The organism is Gordonia sp. NPDC058843 (genome assembly GCF_042743165.1).
In the GTDB taxonomy this organism is placed as follows: domain Bacteria; phylum Actinomycetota; class Actinomycetes; order Mycobacteriales; family Mycobacteriaceae; genus Gordonia.
This window is the reverse complement of sequence record NZ_JBHYNC010000008.1, coordinates 119,048-137,272: the sequence shown is the minus strand read 5'-3', so window position 1 is coordinate 137,272 and position 18,225 is coordinate 119,048. Positions and strand designations below refer to the sequence as shown.

The window sequence follows — 18,225 nt, the reverse complement described above, 5'->3', positions numbered from 1 at the left end:
CGCCCCAGGGAGCAGAAGGGCACGTCGCTTGCGCCCCAGGGAGCAGAAGGCTCTCGCTCGCGCTCCTCGCTCTTCAGGGAGCAACAGATATCCGGCTCGTTCGGATGAGGAGTTGTGCGGGACTTCCGGATCAGAGGAGCAGGCCCGGTCACATGGCGTGCGGGAACACGGTGAGCATGTGCGCACCGAACCACGAGCTGCCCACGACGACCGGCACGACGATCAGGCCCGCGACGACCGGCCGCATCCGGGCGAGCGCCATCGCCAGCGGGATCAGCAGAACGAACGCGGGCAGGAGCAGCCGCGGTCGGCTCATCATCAGTCCGCTCGACAGTACGATCTGCGCGACGAGCAGCGAACCGTACAGCAGGACCGGCCACGGCACCCGCGACCAGATCGCGACGCCCAACATCACCAGCGTGCTCAGGACGATCCAGGATGTGGCCACCGGTGCGATCTCGGCCGAATGCACGAGCATCTCGTTGACGAACTCGAAAGCTGCCACTCCCCAGTCGAATTGGGTGTCCCACCCCTCGGTCTGGATCTGGAACCACCCGGTCGGTGACCCGGTGTGCGCCCACACCACGCACAGGTAGGCGAGGTATCCGAGGGGGCTGATGACGATCGCGACGATTGCGCGGACCCGGGCACCCCGCGGGACAGCGGTCCCGCGCGTCTGCCACAGGAATGTGACGGCCGCGAGCATCACGACCCCGATCAGGACTGCCGCCGTCGGTCGGCACAGTCCGCAGATCGCGGCCACCATGCCCGCGAGGAGCCAGCGTTTCTCGAGGACCCCGACCAGCGCCCACACCGCGAGGGCGCAGAACAGCGCCTCGGTGTAGGCCATGTTCAGCACGATCGACATCGGCGTCGCCGCGAAGAGCGCGACCAGGAACAACCCGGCGCCGCGCTCGGGAACCGGGCCGATCGGAGACCGCCGCGCCATGAGTCGCGCACACACCATCCCCAGACGTGCCGCGCCGACCGCGGCCACGCAGCCCAGGACCAGGTTCACCGTGATCGCGGCACCGAACGGGCTCAGCCCGGGCAATTTCGCGATCAGGCCGACGAGATACGGGTAACCGGGGAAGAAGGCGTACGCCGTGTCGACGGTGTGCAGACCTCGCGCATCGGTGAGGGCGTAAGGCACGCCGTCGTAACCGTGGGTCGCGATCGCGATCATCCACTGCCCGTCCCACACCGCCAGGGAGTCGCCCAGCGTCGTGCCACGGAGATCTGCGAACCGGGCCAGGACGAGGATGCCGACGGCCCGGATGACGAGGAAGACGAGCAGTGCGTCGAGCCACCACCGATGCTTGCGGAGGCCGGCCGGCGACGAGCTGAGCGGACCGACGAGAGTGGAGGTCATCGAGGTCAGTCGACGACGCGCCTCGGCAGCGCGGGATCGTTCGCCGTCTGCGCCGCGTCCTGGCCGTGCGACCCCGCTGTCGGTGCGGCGTCCGGTCCGACCGTCGGCACTGCCTCTGGTATCGCCGACGTCGGTAGGGGAGGCCACCCGAGCGATCCTAGGGCGGAACGGATCGTCTCGGGTCCGATGGGTGGGGCGGAGGCCAGGTCAGGGCCGTCGGGCGTGGTCCCGGTAAGGTTGTCCCGGCAAGTTGACGTCTATGGACCGGCCGAGGCGGCCGGCGGGAGGTAACTCGACGTGGCCCTCGTGGTGCAGAAGTACGGCGGATCATCGGTCGCAACGGCCGAACGCATCCGTCGCGTCGCCGAGCGGATCGTCGAGACCAAGAAGCAGGGCAACGACGTCGTCGTGGTCGTGTCGGCGATGGGTGACACCACCGACGAGCTGCTCGACCTCGCTCAGCAGGTCAACCCGGCGCCGCCGGCTCGCGAGATGGACATGCTGCTGACCTCCGGGGAGCGGATCTCGAACTCGCTCGTGGCCATGGCGATCAGCTCGATGGGTGCGCAGGCGCAGTCGTTCACCGGTTCTCAGGCCGGCGTCATCACGACGAGCAGCCACGGCAAGGCCAAGATCATCGACGTCACGCCCGGACGCGTCCGCAGCGCCCTCGACGAAGGCAAGATCGTGCTGGTCGCCGGCTTCCAGGGTGTCTCGCAGGACACCAAGGACGTCACCACCCTCGGCCGTGGAGGTTCGGACACCACTGCTGTCGCCCTGGCGGCAGCCCTCGAGGCCGACGTCTGCGAGATCTACACCGACGTCGACGGCGTCTACTCGGCAGATCCGCGCATCGTGCCCGACGCCCGTCGCCTGGACAAGGTCAGCTTCGAGGAGATGCTCGAGCTGGCAGCGTGCGGCGCCAAGGTGCTGATGCTGCGTTGCGTCGAGTACGCCCGCCGGTACAACGTTCCCGTTCACGTGCGCTCGTCGTACTCGACCAAACCCGGCACCGTGGTGACCGGATCGATGGAGGACATTCCCGTGGAAGAAGCCATTCTCACCGGCGTCGCACATGATCGCAGCGAGGCCAAGATCACCGTCGTCGGACTCGACGACAAGCCCGGTTATGCGGCGCGGGTGTTCCGTGCCGTCGCCGATGCCGAGATCAACATCGACATGGTGCTGCAGAACGTCTCCAAGATCGACACCGGCAAGACCGACATCACCTTCACCCTGCCCCGCGAGCTCGGGCCGCTCGGTGTGGAGAAACTGACCAAGCTGCAGGAGGAGATCGGGTTCACCGATCTGCTCTACGACGATCACATCGGCAAGGTGTCGCTGGTGGGTGCGGGTATGAAGTCGCACCCAGGCGTGACCGCCACGTTCTGTGAGGCCCTCAGCGAGGCCGGCGTCAACATCGAGCTGATCTCCACCTCGGAGATCCGTATCTCGGTGCTGTGCCGCGACACCGAACTCGACGACGCGGTGCGCGCTCTGCATGCCGCGTTCGATCTCGGCGGCGAAGAAGAAGCCGTCGTCTACGCCGGAACGGGGCGATAGCAGTGGGCGTACGTATCGGAGTCGTCGGCGCGACCGGTCAGGTCGGCGCCGTCATGCGAACCCTGTTGGCCGAGCGCAACTTCCCGGCCGACGAGGTGCGGTTCTTCGCGTCGTCGCGTTCGGCGGGCAAGAAGCTGCCGTGGGGCGACGGCGAGATCGTCGTCGAAGACGCCTCGACCGCCGACCCGTCGGGTCTGGACATCGCGCTGTTCTCCGCGGGCGCCACGATGTCGCGCGAGCAGGCACCTCGTTTCGCCGCAGCCGGCGTCACCGTCATCGACAACTCGTCGGCGTGGCGCAAGGATTCCGATGTGCCGCTGGTGGTCTCGGAGGTCAACGGCGAACTGGCGAAGAACCCGCCGAAGGGCATCATCGCCAACCCGAACTGCACGACCATGGCCGCCATGCCGGTGCTGAAGCCGCTGCACGACGAGGCCGGCCTGCAGCGACTGATCATCTCCAGCTACCAGGCGGTGTCGGGCAGCGGACTGGCCGGTGTCGAGGAGCTCGCCGGCCAGGTGCGCGCGGTGGCCGGCGATGCGGAGAAGCTCGTACACGACGGCTCGGCCGTGGACTTCCCCGCGCCGAACAAGTACGTCGCACCGATCGCCTTCAACGTGCTGCCCCTCGCCGGTTCGCTCGTGGACGACGGTTCGGGCGAGACCGACGAGGACCAGAAGCTGCGCAACGAGTCACGCAAGATCCTCGGCCTGCCCGAGCTTCTCGTGAGCGGCACCTGCGTGCGGGTCCCGGTCTTCACCGGTCACTCGCTGTCGATCAACGCCGAGTTCGCGAACCCGCTGTCGGTGGCCCGCGCACAGGAGATCCTCGGCACGGCAGCCGGTGTGGAGCTCGCCGACGTCCCCACGCCGCTCGCAGCAGCCGGCGGGGATGCCTCGCTGGTCGGTCGCATCCGGCAGGACCCGGGAGTTCCCGACGGTCGCGGCCTCGCGCTGTTCGTCTCGGGGGACAACCTCCGGAAGGGTGCGGCCCTCAACACGATTCAGATCGCCGAACTGCTGGTCTAGAACGTCTCAGTGCGCCGGCGGTCCGTTCTCCTGGGAGACGGCTGCCGCCGCCTCGACGATGATCGCGCGCATCGACGCCTCCGCGACCTCCGGGTCGCGGAGGCGTATTGCTCTGGCCACATCATCGTGTAGCGCGATGGCGGCCGGGTTGGGGGTAGCCGGCATCATCCCGTGATGCGTTCGTCCGGCCAGGACCTCGTTCACCACGCCGGTGAGTGACCGGAACATCTCGTTGCCGCTCGCTTCGAGCAGTGTGCGGTGAAAGACCTTGTCGGCCAACAGGTACAACTCGAGGTCACCGTTGCGCCCGTGCACCGACATGTCCGACACCGCGGCCGCCAGGATGCGGCACTGGTGTTCGTCGGCGCGTTCGGCGGCCAGTGCGGCCGCCACCGGCTCGAAGCCGCGCCGCAACTCCGAGAGGGTCGCCAGGAATTCGGCGCGGTCGGCACCGTCGAGACGCCACCGGATCAGTCGGGGGTCGAACACACTCCACCGGGTCCGCGGCAGGATGGTGATCCCGACGCGTCGTCTCGAGGCGACGAGGCCCATCGACTCGAGGACCCGGATCACCTCCCGCGCCACCGTCCGGGAGACCCCGTGGGCCGCGCAGATCGAGTCGAGGGTCAGCACGCTGCCCGCGGGCTGCGCGCCCGAGACGATGCGCCGACCTATGGCGGCGAGGATCTCGTCGTGCCGCTCTCCGATCCCTGGTGTGCCCTGACTCACCGGTTCATCTTCTCATTACCGCCTCGCGAGCACATACATGTGCTGATTCATGCCGAACACTTGCAAAAGTATGACTATTGAGGCAGCCTTCGTGATCAGCAGCACACAGGAGTGAGGAGTGGACATGCGATCACCGATGGTCGTCATGGGGGTCTCGGGTTCCGGGAAATCCACGGTCGGAGCCGCGCTGGCCCAACGGTTACGCGTGCCCTTCGCCGACGCGGACGACTTCCATTCGGCGGCGAACATCGCCAAGATGTCGGCCGGCCAACCGCTCGACGACGACGATCGCCGACCCTGGCTCGAGTCGATCGGCACCTGGCTGGCCGAGCACGACCATGGCGGGGTGATGAGTTGTTCCGCACTCAAGCGCGAGTATCGCGACCGGCTGCGCGACCAGGCTCCCACCGCGGTCTTCGCACACCTGGCCGGCTCGGTCGAAGTGATCGCGCGCAGGCAGGCGTCGAGGCCGGGGCATTTCATGCCGCCGGCTCTCCTGACGTCGCAGTTCGAGACGTTGGAACCACTTGGCGCCGATGAGCGCGGGTTCGCGATCGACGTGGACCAGAGCGTCGACGAGATCGTCGATGCAGCGGTCGACGCGCTCGCCGGGGAGGACATCCGATGATGCCGTCGACCACCTCGATCCTCGCCGCCGGTGCGGATCTGCCCCAACCCGTAGCTCCCGGTTGGCAACTCGTCGTCGCGGCGCTGGCCGGTGTCGCCGTCATCGTCGTCGCCATCACCGTGGCGAAGGTGCATCCGTTTCTCGCGCTGATCGGCGGCGGCGCGACCGTCGGCATCGTCGCGGGTGAGTCGATCCCGACGGTCCTCGAATCCTTCACCGCCGGATTCGGCACCACCGCAGCAGGTGTCGGCATCCTGATCGCGCTCGGCGCGATGTTCGCCAAGCTTCTCGCGGACTCGGGCGGCGCCGACGAGATCGTCGACACGATCGTCGGACACGCGTCGCCGCGGATGCTGCCGTGGGCGATGGCACTCGTCGGCGCCATCATCGGTCTGCCGATGTTCTTCGAGATCGGTCTCGTGCTGTTGATGCCGGTGATCTACCTCGTCGCACGGCGATCCGGCCTCGGTCTGATCCCGATCGGCATACCCGCACTCGCCGGACTGTCGGCGATGCACGGTTTCGTCCCCCCGCACCCGGGCCCGCTCGTGGCAATCGACGCCCTCGGGGCCGACCTCGGCACGACCCTCGGACTCGGTGTGCTGGTGGCTATTCCGACCATCATTGTGTCCGGTCCGCTGTTCGGTGTGCTCGCCGGGAAATGGGTGACGGTCGACGCCCCGACGACCTTCGACGTCGATCCGGCCGACGGCCCGACGACGAAGCGGCCCTCCTTCGCGATCACCATGTTCAGCGTCCTGCTGCCCGTTGTCCTGATGCTGGGCAAGGCAATCGCCGAGATCTTCATCGCCGACGAGGACCAGCCCGTGCGACGGGTTCTCGACATCCTAGGCACCCCGCTGATCGCGCTGCTGATCGCGGTGATCGTCGCGATGTTCACGCTCGGTCGCGGTTCCGGGATGGACCGCGAGACGATCTCGAAATGCACGGGTGCGGCCCTGCCCGCCATCGCGGGAATCCTGCTGATCGTCTCCGCGGGTGGCGGATTCAAAGAGGTTCTCGTCGACACCGGCATCGGTACGTTGCTGGCGGACTGGGCGACCGGCGCGAACGTCTCGGTGCTCCTGCTCGCCTGGACGCTCGCGGCCCTGATCCGTTTGGCCACCGGTTCGGCCACGGTCGCCACGATCACGGCGTCGTCCTTGATCCTCGGCCTGGTCGACGGGATGGGTTCCGGGGAACTCTCCTTGGTCGTCCTGGCGATCGGCGCCGGCTCGGTGTTCCTGTCACACGTCAACGACGCAGGCTTCTGGCTGGTCAAGGAGTACTTCGGCATGACCGTCGGTCAGACCTTCAAGACCTGGTCGATGATGGAGACGGTGCTCTCGGTGACCGGATTGATCGTGGTGCTCGCGCTCGGCCTGGTCATCTGACAGAGCAGTGCGCAGGAACCGACTACTCGGTCGCGATCCTCGCGTCCCTCGGGGACAGCAGTCGCCGGATCGAGCCGCGTTGCCGATCGAGGTCGGCGAGCTGGGCCTCGACCCTCGCGAGTACCTGTGTCATCTCGGCGGCGACACTCGGACACAGCTGGATCTCTGGTGATCTCCCGACCGCGCAGGGGAGGAGTCGCGCAATCACCTCGGTCGAGAAGCCGGCGGCGAGGAGCCCGCGGATCTGGTGTACTCGCAGCTCCGCGTCACCGCTGTATCGGCGGTAACCGTTCGGGTCCCGGTGCGGTATGAGCAGCGCATGCTCCTCGTAGTAGCGCAGCGCTCGTCGCGTCGTCCCGGTTCGCTGTGCCAGCTCGCCGATCAGCACCCTTGACCTCCTGCTTTCGCGGCGGGTTTGACATTCACCCCGGCGTCAACGCCTACGTTTCCGGCATGATTCCGCAGACAGAAGTCGCAGACATCCTCACCGGCGTCGACGTTGTCGAGTCCGGTGATGGCCCGGTGGTCGCGCTCGCCCACGGCGCGGGCGGCGGGGTACGGGAGAACTTCGCCGCGTTGATCGACCGGTCCCCGCGCGAGCACAAGTTCGTCGGACCCTATTACCCGGGTGCAGGCGATACGCCGCCCGTCGCCGGTCCGTTGGACATCGAGGTGCTTGCTGATCAGGTGGTCGCAGCCGGAATCCGTGCGGGTGGGGTGAGGTTTCCGATCGTGGGCCTGTCCCTCGGTGCAGCAGTCGCGGTGACCGCCGCGGCGCGACACCCCGAGAACGTGAGTGCTCTTGTCCTCACCGTGGGACTGGCGCACGCCGACGCCCAGTCCGACGCGTTCACCGCGGTGTGGCGGACACTCGCGGAGCACGAGGAGTGGGATGCCCTCGGCCGGTACCTCATGTCGACCACACTCACACCGGATCTCCTAGGCGAACTGACGCTCGAGGAGTACGAGCGAGCTGTATCGGCCGTCGTCGATGGATATCCGGCAGGCGGGGCAGCGCACGCAGAGCTGGCGGGGCGGACCGACGTGACCGATCTGCTCGACCGGATCGAGGTGCCGTCGCTGGTCGTCGTCTCGGGACAGGATCGCATCATCGCGCCGTCGACGGCCCGCACCTTCGCGCGCATTCGGGGCGCGAAAGTGGTCGAGTATCCCGATACCGGACATATCTTCACTCCCGATGAGGCCGCGGTCTGGGCGGGCGAGGTCGCTCGCTTCCTCCGAGAGTCGTCATCGGTCCGGTGACGCTCCTGCGCTACGGCTCGCTCGGTGCAGCGCTGTTCGTGTATCTGACCGCCGAGCTGTTTCCGATCGGGGCGCAATCCGAGCTCGCCGCCGGTTTGGCCTGTCCACCAGCTCGCATCGGCCTCCTGCTGTCCGTCTACGCGGTGGTGGCAGGTGCTGTGACGTTGCCGTTGCTCGCTGTCACCCGGCGGTACGACCAGCGCACGGTGCTGGTGCTGTGTGTATCTGTGCTTGCGGTGTCGCAGGTGGGTTTCGCGTTCTCGGACGACTTCGCCTCTGCCGCTGCCTGGCGGGCGCCGGCGGCGGCCGTTCACGGGATCGTGTGGTCGCAGGCCACGGTGGTCGCGGCGCGGCTGAGTCCCCCGAACCGCGTCGCTCGCGCGAGCGCCGCGGTGTTCGTCGGATCAACCCTCGCGCTTGTCGCAGGCGCCCCGCTCACCGCGGCACTCGCGCATGTGATGGGTTGGCGGGCAACCTCGATGGTGATCGGAGCGGCAGCGGCAGTGTGTGCGGCTGCGCTGTGTGCGGTCTTGCCGTCGGTTCCGCCGCATCGGGCTTCCCCGGCGGCCACCGGAGGCGCCGGCGATGTCGGGCCGATTGCGCTCGTGGGCTCGATCACGGTGCTGATGGTGACCGGGCATTACGTCAGCTACGCATTCTTCGAACCCCTGGTCCTGCGCGGCGGGTACGGATACGCAGTCGTGTCACCGATGCTGGCGGCGTTCGGAATCGCAGGTCTGCTCGGCGTCTGTCTGGCGGGCCGCTGGCTCGATGCGCATCCAGGCCGGGTCCGGTTCGCGGTGGTCACCGGCCTGGTCTGTGCTCTGTGCGCGGTGGCGATCCCGCCGGTGATCCCGGTGGGGGTGGTTGTCTGGGGATGTGCCGCCGCGGCGATGCCGGTGGTGCTCAACACCGCCGCACTGCGGTCGAGTCAGCACCGCAAGGATGTGGCCTCGGCCGTGTACGTGGTGGCCTACCAGGCGGGAATTGCGGTCGGCTCAGCGACGGGTGCTGCGGTGCTGGAGTTCGTCTCCGTCGCCGCTCTCCCGATTGTCTCGATCATGCTCATCGTCGCTTCTGCGGCACTACCGCTTCGCAACGGCTGAGTGTGTGTCGAGACTCCGGCGCGGCTCAGCCTCCCCATCGAGCGGTCACCTCGTCAGACTGTTCGCTTCGGTTCAGGGAGCAGCGACGTCCGGTAGCTTGACCATCCATGACACGGACGAAGCGGGCCTGGCCGGTGGTGATCTCCGGGGTCCTGGCGATGGCGGTGACCCTGTCGTACCCCGCGGCGGCACAACCGGACTCGACGAGCGCCGGGCTCGGACCGGCCGACACCTCGCTCATGCACGGCGATCTCGCCTCGACGGACTCCACGTCGCATCGCGGTCCCGGCCGCGGTGCTCGGTTGGCGGCCTCCTCGGTCCCGGGCGGCGCCTGCGCGGCAACCTTTGTGGGCCGCGACGGGATGCCGGTCGCACTGTGCACACAGTTCGTCGGATCGTCGCCGCCGGCGTTCGCGGCGCCGACGGTCGTCCTCTTCGATCCCCGGACCGCGCGGCCGCTGGCGTCCACACAACTGACGAAAGGCGGTCTGCTGGGCGGTGTGTACGGCTACCTCGACGATCGCGACCGGGTCGTCGTCGCCGACGGATCGGGGTCGATTCTCCGTGTCGCGCATGCGAAGACGACGCGCGGCTGGCGGGTCTACATCGACGATCGCGTCGACGTGGGGCACGCGATACCGGCTGGTGACGCGATCACCGGCCTGGCGCCCGACTTCGACAATCGTGTGTGGTTCGCGACGACCCGCGGGGTGATCGGCACGGTCGACCGGCAGGACACCGTGCGGGCCACCCGGTTGCCGGCGGGGGAGGAACTGGGCAACGGCTTGTCGATCAGGAAGTCGGGCGCGTCGGTCCTGACCACGCACGCGCTCTACGAGATGCGTGCCGATCCGGGTGCGGCACCACAGATCGTCTGGCGCCGCGCCTATGACCGGGGACCCGGGCGCAAACCGGGGCAACTCACGTGGGGCTCGGGGACGACGCCCACGTACTTCGGCCCGGGCGGCGATGGTTGGGTCGCCATCGTCGACAACGCCGAACCTCCGGTTCTTCGGGTGTTGCGCAGCGACGACGGTTCCGAAGTCTGTCGGCTGGGGGCCTTCTCGACGTCGGGGCCCGGCACCGAGAACTCGCCGATGGCGTGGGGCAACTCGCTGGTCATCCCGAGCACCTACGGCTACCAGTACCCGCCGATGGCGGTGCAGGGTCGCTCCGTCCCGGCCGGCGCCCCCTTCGTCGGCGGTGCGACCCGCATCGACGTCGACGAAAGTGGTTGCCGACGCGTGTGGGAGAACCGCGACCGGATCGCGACGCTACCCAAGCTGTCCCGCGCCGACGGTCTGATCCACGCAATCGGGTACGGTCCCCTCGAGCCGGGTCGTCCGCAACAACTGGGTGAAGTCGATTACCTTGCAACCGATTTCGCGACTGGTCGACGCGTGGCGACCGTGCCGGTGGGGACGGCACCGTTCGACGAACCCCTCGAACTGACCGGAACGATCACGGCGGACGGAACACTGTGGCAAGCAACGCTCGGGCGGATGCTGAGGATCGCGCCGGGTCGCTGATCGGGACATTGCGGTGAACGCACTCCCCGCAGAGTCGGAACCCGTCCACGGTTGCGCGACGGCGGTAGCATCGGTGTCACGCGTGACCGCACCTCCGCCACCGCCGCAACGGAGTGACCGACCATGAAACCAGCCGATGGCTCAGTCGCTCGATGGGCTTCGAGTGGATTGGCTTATCTCACGGGAGACTCTGACGGTCCACCGGATTTCTCTCGCGCCGCTGTTGTCACGCACGCAGACTCGAAGGCAGCCCAGTTCGCACACGACGGGGCGGATCTGCTCGTCGGTCGGGCCGGGTTTCGTGGTCTGCGTCGTCGCGGACAGATCTCGCCCGGAGGGGCATCACGGTTGCTCCAGGCAATGGACGGGTGGGTGGCGCTGACCCTCTCTCGCCAGAGCGATCTCGACTCGGTCAATGCTTTACTGTCCACCGATGATGTGATGGACGATCCCTGGCCGGTGATCGCCGCAGCGGTCCGGCGCCGGGACGCAGCGGAGTTCGTCGAGCGTGCCCAGCTCTTTGAGATTCCGGCGGCCGTACTCGGGTCGATAGAGCCTTCCGTGCCGCGGGTGACCGACATGTGGCCACGGAGTGAGCCGCGGGCGCCGGATTCGGAGCTTCTGGTGGTCGACCTCTCGGCCATGTGGGCCGGACCGCTGTGCGGGATGCTGTTGGCGCACCGCGGAGCGACAGTGATCAAAGTCGAGAGTCCAGACCGGCCCGACGGCGCCCGCGCCGGGGATCCACGGTTCTTTGCCTGGATGAACTCGAGTAAGCACTTCCACCAGGCGGCGTTTCGTGGCGACACAACGAGCTTGCGCCGATTGCTCGACGTCGCCGACGTGGTGATCGAGGCGTCGAGGCCTAGAGCGCTCGAGCAGGCTGGGCTCGACGCGAGATCCAGCTCATCGAGACCGGGTCGAGTGTGGGTGCGCATCACCGGCTATGGACCCGAACACGGCGGGCTCGTCGCGTTCGGCGATGATGCCGCGGTGGCGGGTGGCCTCGTCGGCGCCGGGCGGTACGGGCCGGTCTTCTGTGGGGATGCCATCGCCGACCCGCTGACCGGGCTCGAGGCGGCGAATGCCGTCGTGAAGTCCCTGCGACGAGGGGGAGGCGAAGCCATCGACATCGCTATGGCGGAGGTCGCAGCGACCTATGCGGCGTTGCCCACCGTCACGGTGACGGCCCCCGATTTGATCGAGGTCGCGCGACCGCGGGCTCCCGAGTCGGTGGCTCGTCAGGTGCAGCCGGTGAGGGAGAACTTGCCCGATCTCGCGATTCGCCGTCTGGCCGAGGCGTCGGGGAGCTGACCCCGACGGGTCATTTCGCCGAAGTCGTCACCCTGCCGGCGATCACTGTCGCCGCAACGAGTTCGGCAGTCAGTTCGCCCAGGACCTCGCGGGGACGAGCGCTCAGCAGACAGAGGTCGGCCGCCATTCCGGGCACGACCTGCCGTGGCACCGCCGGCTCGTGGGGGATGCCGAGAAACAGCTCGAGAGCCATACGCGCGGTGATGGACTCATCGGGACCGAGGCGTCGGCCGTCGGAAACGCGGCGATCACGAGCGGCGCGCATCGCGGCCCATGGGTCAGGACTTCCGAAAGGTGCGTCGGTGCTCCCCGCTACGGCGATCCCGGAGTCGATTAGGCTTGCGACCCGCCATAGCGAGGGCAGCTCTGCGGTCGGGATGTCGGACAAATACTCGATTCCGCGTTCGGCGACGAAATTAGGCTGCGTCACGACCGTCAGTCCCAGATCGACCAAGGGCGCAAGGCAGTCGTCCGGCACGACAGCGGCATGTTCGATGCGGTCTCCGGGCAGCACGCCGACCGTCGACAGGGCACTGATCGTCGCGACCAGTTGGACGTCGGTGACGCAGTGGACAGCAACCAAGCGATTTGCCGCGTGTTGAATGCCGATCCATTGCTCCAGTTCGAAGACGTCGAGGGTGGCGTCGTCGAGGATGCGCTTGACCGCGCCGAAAGACATTCGCGGAAAGACGCTCTGGGGCTCGACACCAAGAACATGCAGATGTTGGGCCAACCGGCCGGAGTCGATTTCGGCGGCGAGCATCTCGATGTCGGCGGCGTCGAGGTCGGGTGTCGCCTCGGTGACACCGGTGACACCGTAGGACGTGAGTCGGCGGCTGACGTGAGAGAGGTCGAGGGTGGGCTTACCCGTCAGCCCCGCGAACAACCGGTCCTGTCGAAACACTCGACCGTCAGGGTGATCGGAGATACCGAGTTTCGCGAGACCGGCACTGTTCACGAGCCACATGGCACCGCTGCGGTGCTGAATACGGACAGGACGCGATGGTTCGATCTCGTCGAGGTCACGGCGGTCCACTGGGCCCGCGACACTTTCGTGGTATCCGATCGCGCGGATCCAGCCGTCGGCGTCGGCCTTGGCATCGCGCAGTGCGGACCGGAACCCCTGGGCGTCGGTCACTTCCGGCGGACCGACACGCACCGAACGCTCGGCGGCTGCCATCGCCCATAGGTGCACGTGGTGATCGTGGAGACCGGGCAGGACGGTTCCGCCGGCGAGTTCGAACACGGGCTCTCCCCGGGAGGCGTCGAGACCGGGCTCGACAGCCAGGACATGACCACCGCCGATCCGGATGTCGACCGACTCGCCGGAGAGTAGCGCGGCACCGGTGATCAGCACGAAGCACTCCGGCCGGGCTCGACGACGTCGTCGATCAGCCCCCAGGAGAGTGCGGTCTCGGCGCCGACGCGTAGTCCGGACATCGCGAGATATGAGGTACGCCATCTTCCGATCCGGCGCGGGATGCTGACCGTGCCGCCCGCGCCGGGAATGAGGCCCAGACGCAGCTCGGGCAGCCCGAACACGGCGTCGGAGCGCGCGATGACGGTTCCGCAGTAGGCGGCCATCTCGAGCCCACTGCCGAGTACGGCACCGTGGACGTGTGCTTCGAGTGCTGCGCCCAGCCGTACGCGAACCGCGTCGAGCAGCAGCGCGGGACTGTGGCGCGTACGTGCCAGATGCGCGTCGGCGGGGTCGTTCAGCAAACCGAACTCGACGAGATCGCCACCACTGCAGAATGATCGGCCGTTTCCGGTGAACACGATCGAGGTGATCGACTCGTCGGTGAGGGCGACGTTCAGTCCGTCGATGAGACCCGCGCGCAGCGCGTTGCTGAACGCGTTGTGCCGGTCGGGCCTGTTGAACGTGATCGTCAGGACATTGCCGAGGCGATCGAGGAGCACGGCGTCATCCTGTTCGTGAAATGCGCAGCGGCCCTTACCCGCCAGCCAGCGGGCGAACTCGGGACCCGCCTGCAGCGTCGAATAGGCGAGTGACTCGGTGGTGAGTCCCGGTCGGATTCCGGTACCTGGGAGCGTGGTGCGTAGGACGTCTTCACAAATCTGCGCTGCAACAGGATTGGCGGATACCGTTGCGCGAACTCGGGCGAGGGTGTCGTCGATCGAATCCACCCGGATCAAGCGTCGATCGTCCGTGTCGTGATCGGTGATCGTGAACGAGGCACGCTGCGCCCACCGATCGGCGACCGAACCGTGGTGCATCGAGCCGCTGGTGGTGATGGCGACGATGACGCCGCCGAACGAGTCGTGCTCGTTCGGCGGCGTCACCGGGTCGTCGAGGTCGACGATAGTCAGCGCAGGGGAGGCAGACACAGTCGTCTTCCTGTCGTCGAAATTCTCAGACGGGTCGGTTGGCAGCGTCTTCCCCGGCGAGGAATCCGAACACTACGCCGAGGACAATGGTTCCGCCGGCCCCGCCGTAGAAGCCGAGAGTGGCGGCGCCACCGACGTTTCCAGCAGCATAGAGGCCCTCGATCGGGTCGCCCGCCAGGTCGAGGACGCGTCCCTTCTCATCGGTGCGCGGACCGCCTAGGGTGCCGATCGCGCTCGCTTGCACCTTCACCGCGTAGTAGGGCGGGCGGTCGACGGGCCCCAGGGCGCCCGATGCCGGGTTCTTCAATGCGGGACGCATGATCGTAGCCAGCGGACGCACCAGGAAGCGGCGCATCAGATCGCCCCGGCGCGACTTCGAAAAGTACGCCATCACGAACCCGGCGATCGGTCCGATGACCTTGGCGAGGAGATCACGGCTGCGTCCGGCGAGGCGTGGCGACCACGAGTTCCACGACAACCGCCCGAGGAACGGATTGTGGTCACCGAAGAAGCGTTCGAAGATGGTCGTTCCTCGCCCGAACCACGGGTCGCGCCCCTTGGCGGCTTCGGGGTTGAACTCTCGAACCGTCCGGGCCAGCCCGGCGGGGTCGATACCGCACTTTCGTGCGAGCGCCTCCAGCGTGGGGGCGCTCTCCACGTTGGGCGGGTACTGGCCGCCGGGCTGTGCGCCGAGGAAGGCGTACCGGTCGTGGTAGTACTCGTCAAAGATCATCCAGGCGGTCTCGTTGACCATCTCGCCGGTTTCCGGGTCGGGAGTACGCATCAACGCTCCGAGGTCGTTGTACGAGGCGGCCTCGTTGCCGAATCGTTCGCCAAGCCGATTGACCATGATGGTGTGCGGCAGCGCGCGTTCACCCTGCACGAGACGGCTGATGGGTCTGCCGTCCAGTTCTTCCCCGGGCACCTGGATACCCGGCATCCACCATGCCTGGTCCATACCGACGAGGTCGGCGCCCACGTCGGTGGCCATCTGGACCGCATCCCCGAGGTGTCCCTGCACGCTGACCTGGACACCGAACTCCCCGCCGAGGTACTTCGACGTGAGGTCCGACGAGCCCTCGAAGCCACCCGAAGCGAGGATGACTCCCTGCCTCGCGGAGACCGTCGCATCTCCGCGCGGACCGTCGATCTCGACACCGGTGACCTGGCCGGCGCTGTTGATCAGACGAGTGACACGGGTGTCGGTGCGGACCTCGACACCCAGGTCGAGCGCGCCTTCCAGTAACGCGCCCATGAGGGCATAGCCGCCGAGCCAGACCCGCTGGATACCGTTCATCAGCCACAGCGGCAACGGATTGCGTGCCATACCGGACTTCTTCGGTGGCCGGACCAGAGCGGCGTCCTCACCCAGGCCGTCAGGGGCGAAGGGGGCAGGGAACAGGGCGCGGAAATTAGATGCGCCGCGGATGTCGGATGTGTAATCCGGCCAGGCGACCGGAATCCAGCGCAGGCCGGTCCGCTCTTCGATGAAGTGGGCGACTTGCGGCGCGGTGTCGAGGAATGCGTCGACGATCTTCGGGTCGAGGGTCTCGTCGCGGCCTTCGCCCAGCAAGTAGATCCGACCCTGTTCTCGGGAGTCGGAGGTGCCGAGCGCTTTGTACGAGTAGCCGTGATTCGGGACCCAGATCGCACCACCGGAGATCGCGGATGTGCCCCCGACGAGCCGCTCGGATTCCAGGACCAAGACGTCGGCTCCCTTCGCGGCTGCACTCAACGCAGCGGCCATGCCGGATGCACCGGAACCGACGACGATGACATCGACCTCGGTCGGGACGTCGAGATCAGCGGCTGAGCCGACTGTTCCTCGAGGTGCGGAGGTACGATTGTCCTGCTTCATGAAATCCCTCACTCGCTCTCTCTTCTATGCGCTGACTCACACCATACGCTATTTATCATGATCAAATTTGATCGGGATTGGCCCTGCTCAGCGGGCCAGGAACCCTGCGTCGACCGCCAGCGAATGCCCGGTGACATACGAGGAGCGGTCTGAACACAGCCAGAAACAGGCTTCGGCGATCTCGTCTGGAGTGCCCAGGCGCCCGAACAAGCTGAGTCCGAATTCGTCTGGAGGCGTGTTGCCCGAGGCTGCGCGCGCAGCGCGGATCATCGGCGTGTCGATGCCGCCGGGTAGGACAGCGTTCACGCGGATCTGATCTCGGCCGTGCTCGAGTGCCGCGGTCTTGGTCAAGCCCACGACGCCGTGCTTGGTTGCCACGTAACCGGGATTGTGCACGCGTGCCTTCACCGAACTCACCGAGCCGAGATTGACGATCGACCCCGATTGTTGCAACACCATCTGACGTAGTTGGTATTTGAGGCACAACGCAACTGATCGCAGGTTGACCGCGACGATGCGATCGAACGTCGCGACATCGAGGTCGACGATCGGTGCCGTGTCGGGGGGCAACGCTGCGTTGTTGACGGCGCAATCGAGGCGGCCCCACAGGGAGACCGCCGTCGCGACCATGTTCGCGACGTCGTCTTCGTCCGACACGTCGACGCGCGAGAACGCCGCGGTCCCGCCGGCTTCGTTGATCTCGTCGACTGTCGCGGTCCCGCGCTCGTCGTCCAGGTCGGCGACGAGGACCCGAGCTCCGGAAAGAGCGAGAAGCCGGGCGGTGGCGGCGCCCATGCCCGAACTGCCACCGGTGACGATGGCGACGCGGCCGTGCATCTCGGATCCGTGTCGGGGGTGTGTCATGGCTGCTCCTGTGGGTGGATGGGGGACTCGCGTCGTGGGGTCGTGGGGACGCCGCGAGATGGCTGTGACCTGAGTTGTCTCCCCGTTGATGTGATCGCCATCTCGGTGGCTCCGGACTGTGACGGAAGCTTGACAACCTATTCCTCATGATAAACACTTTGGTGTGACAGTCGCCATAGTGACGCGACGTACAGCCACCTTGGAAGGACGTTCATGAGCTGGAAGAAACTGACGGCGATCGCCGGCACTGCGGCGGTAGCCGTCGGCATCGCAGCATGTGGAAGCGGCGGCAGTTCGGGGGACGCAGGAAGCATGCAGGTGATGATGTTTCCGAGTGTCGCCTACCGCCTCCCGGTGATCGTGGCCCAGGAGAAGGGCTTCTTCACCGACGAGGGCGTGACCATCAACGTGATCGCGCAGCCCAACAACCTGCAGGGCATACAGGCGCTCGAGGCCACCAAGTCCCACGCCGGGCTGATGGGCACGTCGACGTTCGCGCAGGGTATCCAGGCGGGTAGCCAGGTTCAGGCGTTCTGCGGTGGTATCGACGTCACCCAGTCCTCGATCGTCGCGCCGGCCGGCTCGCCGTTGCCATCGGTGTCCGAGGGGGCATCTCCGGACGAAGTCTTCGCCGCGATCAAGGGCCGCAAGGTCGGCGCCCAGACCCCGGTCGGCAGCGGCTTCCAGGTGATGCTCGACGGGGCGCTAGCCGAGGGCGGCGCGACGGACCTGACGTGGGTCAACGTCGGCGGAAGCAACTCGGTCACCCAGGCCTCGCTCCAGAACGGCAGTGTCGATGTGGCGCAGTCGAGTCCGTCGGGGACGCAGCAGCTGGTCGGGACCGGGTCGGCCAAGGAGCTCATCTACCTGCCAGACCACAGCGAGCTCTACGGTCAGATGTACGGCAGTCCGTGGGTCGGTCCGACGGCTTGGCTCCGTGACAACCCCGACACGGCCAAGGGCTTCTGCAATGCCACGGCAACCGCCCTCGAGTACATCAAGGATCCGGCCAACCGCGACGAGGTCCGGCAGATATCGATGAAGGACAGCGGTATCACCGATGAGAAGGTCGCTGACGCAGTTCTGGCAACGTATGAGCGGGGCTACTCGGCGGATCTCGCCGCCGATGTCATCCAGCGGACGTTCGACAAGTATGTCGAACTGGGCATCGTGAAGCCCGAACCCCCGCTCGACGCGTCAGAACTCGTGAACACGGTGGGACGCTGAC

Annotated in this window: 16 protein-coding genes; 9 read left to right on the top strand and 7 right to left on the bottom strand. The window is 67.1% G+C overall.

All coding sequences use genetic code 11. The features are described 5' to 3' along the window. Positions 1 to 148: 148 nt before the first annotated feature. Complete coding sequence (locus ACFW3F_RS08595; RefSeq protein ID WP_388056237.1) at positions 149 to 1,519, bottom strand: mannosyltransferase family protein; 1,371 nt, start codon at positions 1,517 to 1,519, stop codon at positions 149 to 151. Between the two features lie 150 nt (positions 1,520 to 1,669). On the opposite strand from ACFW3F_RS08595, the gene ACFW3F_RS08590 reads away from it, so the two are divergent. Continuing rightward, complete coding sequence (locus ACFW3F_RS08590) at positions 1,670 to 2,935, top strand: aspartate kinase (RefSeq protein ID WP_388056235.1); 1,266 nt, start codon at positions 1,670 to 1,672, stop codon at positions 2,933 to 2,935. Positions 2,936 to 2,937: 2 nt separating this feature from the next. Continuing rightward, positions 2,938 to 3,963, top strand: coding sequence for an aspartate-semialdehyde dehydrogenase (locus ACFW3F_RS08585; RefSeq protein ID WP_388056234.1), 1,026 nt, complete (start codon positions 2,938 to 2,940; stop codon positions 3,961 to 3,963). Between the two features lie 6 nt (positions 3,964 to 3,969). Here ACFW3F_RS08585 and ACFW3F_RS08580 read toward each other — a convergent pair whose 3' ends face one another. Beyond that, a complete protein-coding gene (locus tag ACFW3F_RS08580) occupies positions 3,970 to 4,692 on the bottom strand; it encodes a FadR/GntR family transcriptional regulator (RefSeq protein WP_388056232.1) in 723 nt (240 codons plus the stop codon). Between the two features lie 124 nt (positions 4,693 to 4,816). On the opposite strand from ACFW3F_RS08580, the gene ACFW3F_RS08575 reads away from it, so the two are divergent. Further along, positions 4,817 to 5,320, top strand: coding sequence for a gluconokinase (locus ACFW3F_RS08575; RefSeq protein WP_388056230.1), 504 nt, complete (start codon positions 4,817 to 4,819; stop codon positions 5,318 to 5,320). Then, entirely contained in the window at positions 5,320 to 6,714 is a 1,395-nt protein-coding gene (locus ACFW3F_RS08570) for a GntP family permease (RefSeq protein WP_388056336.1), read from the top strand. Before ACFW3F_RS08575 ends, ACFW3F_RS08570 begins: the two co-directional genes overlap by 1 nt. Positions 6,715 to 6,736: 22 nt before the next feature. On the opposite strand, the gene ACFW3F_RS08565 is transcribed toward ACFW3F_RS08570, so the two are convergent. Beyond that, the gene (locus ACFW3F_RS08565) at positions 6,737 to 7,102 is read right to left on the bottom strand and encodes a MerR family transcriptional regulator (RefSeq protein WP_388056228.1); all 366 of its coding nucleotides are present in this window, start codon (positions 7,100 to 7,102) and stop codon (positions 6,737 to 6,739) included. 65 nt (positions 7,103 to 7,167) lie between these two features. On the opposite strand from ACFW3F_RS08565, the gene ACFW3F_RS08560 reads away from it, so the two are divergent. The 4 genes from ACFW3F_RS08560 (at position 7,168) to ACFW3F_RS08545 (ending at position 11,926) form a co-directional block, all read left to right on the top strand. Next, complete coding sequence (locus ACFW3F_RS08560; RefSeq protein WP_388056226.1) at positions 7,168 to 7,977, top strand: alpha/beta fold hydrolase; 810 nt, start codon at positions 7,168 to 7,170, stop codon at positions 7,975 to 7,977. Continuing rightward, entirely contained in the window at positions 7,974 to 9,083 is a 1,110-nt protein-coding gene (locus ACFW3F_RS08555; RefSeq protein ID WP_388056224.1) for an MFS transporter, read from the top strand. Before ACFW3F_RS08560 ends, ACFW3F_RS08555 begins: the two co-directional genes overlap by 4 nt. A gap of 158 nt (positions 9,084 to 9,241) precedes the next feature. After that, complete coding sequence (locus ACFW3F_RS08550) at positions 9,242 to 10,612, top strand: hypothetical protein (RefSeq protein ID WP_388056334.1); 1,371 nt, start codon at positions 9,242 to 9,244, stop codon at positions 10,610 to 10,612. Positions 10,613 to 10,972: 360 nt separating this feature from the next. After that, positions 10,973 to 11,926, top strand: a complete 954-nt coding sequence (locus ACFW3F_RS08545; RefSeq protein WP_388056222.1) for a CoA transferase — start codon at positions 10,973 to 10,975, stop codon at positions 11,924 to 11,926. Between the two features lie 10 nt (positions 11,927 to 11,936). Here ACFW3F_RS08545 and ACFW3F_RS08540 read toward each other — a convergent pair whose 3' ends face one another. The 4 genes from ACFW3F_RS08540 to ACFW3F_RS08525 form a co-directional block, all read right to left on the bottom strand. Next, positions 11,937 to 13,283, bottom strand: coding sequence for an amidohydrolase family protein (locus ACFW3F_RS08540; RefSeq protein WP_388056220.1), 1,347 nt, complete (start codon positions 13,281 to 13,283; stop codon positions 11,937 to 11,939). Next, positions 13,277 to 14,275, bottom strand: coding sequence for an enoyl-CoA hydratase/isomerase family protein (locus ACFW3F_RS08535; RefSeq protein ID WP_388056218.1), 999 nt, complete (start codon positions 14,273 to 14,275; stop codon positions 13,277 to 13,279). Before ACFW3F_RS08535 ends, ACFW3F_RS08540 begins: the two co-directional genes overlap by 7 nt. Positions 14,276 to 14,300: 25 nt before the next feature. Further along, positions 14,301 to 16,133, bottom strand: coding sequence for an FAD-dependent oxidoreductase (locus tag ACFW3F_RS08530; RefSeq protein ID WP_388056216.1), 1,833 nt, complete (start codon positions 16,131 to 16,133; stop codon positions 14,301 to 14,303). A gap of 87 nt (positions 16,134 to 16,220) precedes the next feature. Continuing rightward, positions 16,221 to 16,997 carry an SDR family NAD(P)-dependent oxidoreductase gene (locus ACFW3F_RS08525; protein WP_388056214.1) on the bottom strand — a complete coding sequence of 259 codons (777 nt, stop codon included), beginning with the start codon at positions 16,995 to 16,997 and terminating at the stop codon, positions 16,221 to 16,223. A gap of 213 nt (positions 16,998 to 17,210) precedes the next feature. On the opposite strand from ACFW3F_RS08525, the gene ACFW3F_RS08520 reads away from it, so the two are divergent. Beyond that, a complete protein-coding gene (locus ACFW3F_RS08520; RefSeq protein WP_388056212.1) occupies positions 17,211 to 18,224 on the top strand; it encodes an ABC transporter substrate-binding protein in 1,014 nt (337 codons plus the stop codon). The last annotated feature ends 1 nt before the right edge of the window (position 18,225 follow it).

Coding starts and splice junctions, on each gene's coding strand:
- ACFW3F_RS08575 (WP_388056230.1), top strand. CDS start 4,817: ATGCGATCACCGATGGTCGTCATGGGGGTCTCGGGTTCCGGGAAATCC.
- ACFW3F_RS08570 (WP_388056336.1), top strand. CDS start 5,320: ATGCCGTCGACCACCTCGATCCTCGCCGCCGGTGCGGATCTGCCCCAA.
- ACFW3F_RS08560 (WP_388056226.1), top strand. CDS start 7,168: ATGATTCCGCAGACAGAAGTCGCAGACATCCTCACCGGCGTCGACGTT.
- ACFW3F_RS08550 (WP_388056334.1), top strand. CDS start 9,242: ATGGCGGTGACCCTGTCGTACCCCGCGGCGGCACAACCGGACTCGACG.
- ACFW3F_RS08545 (WP_388056222.1), top strand. CDS start 10,973: ATGGACGGGTGGGTGGCGCTGACCCTCTCTCGCCAGAGCGATCTCGAC.
- ACFW3F_RS08530 (WP_388056216.1), bottom strand. CDS start 16,133: ATGAAGCAGGACAATCGTACCTCCGCACCTCGAGGAACAGTCGGCTCA.
- ACFW3F_RS08525 (WP_388056214.1), bottom strand. CDS start 16,997: ATGACACACCCCCGACACGGATCCGAGATGCACGGCCGCGTCGCCATC.
- ACFW3F_RS08520 (WP_388056212.1), top strand. CDS start 17,211: ATGAGCTGGAAGAAACTGACGGCGATCGCCGGCACTGCGGCGGTAGCC.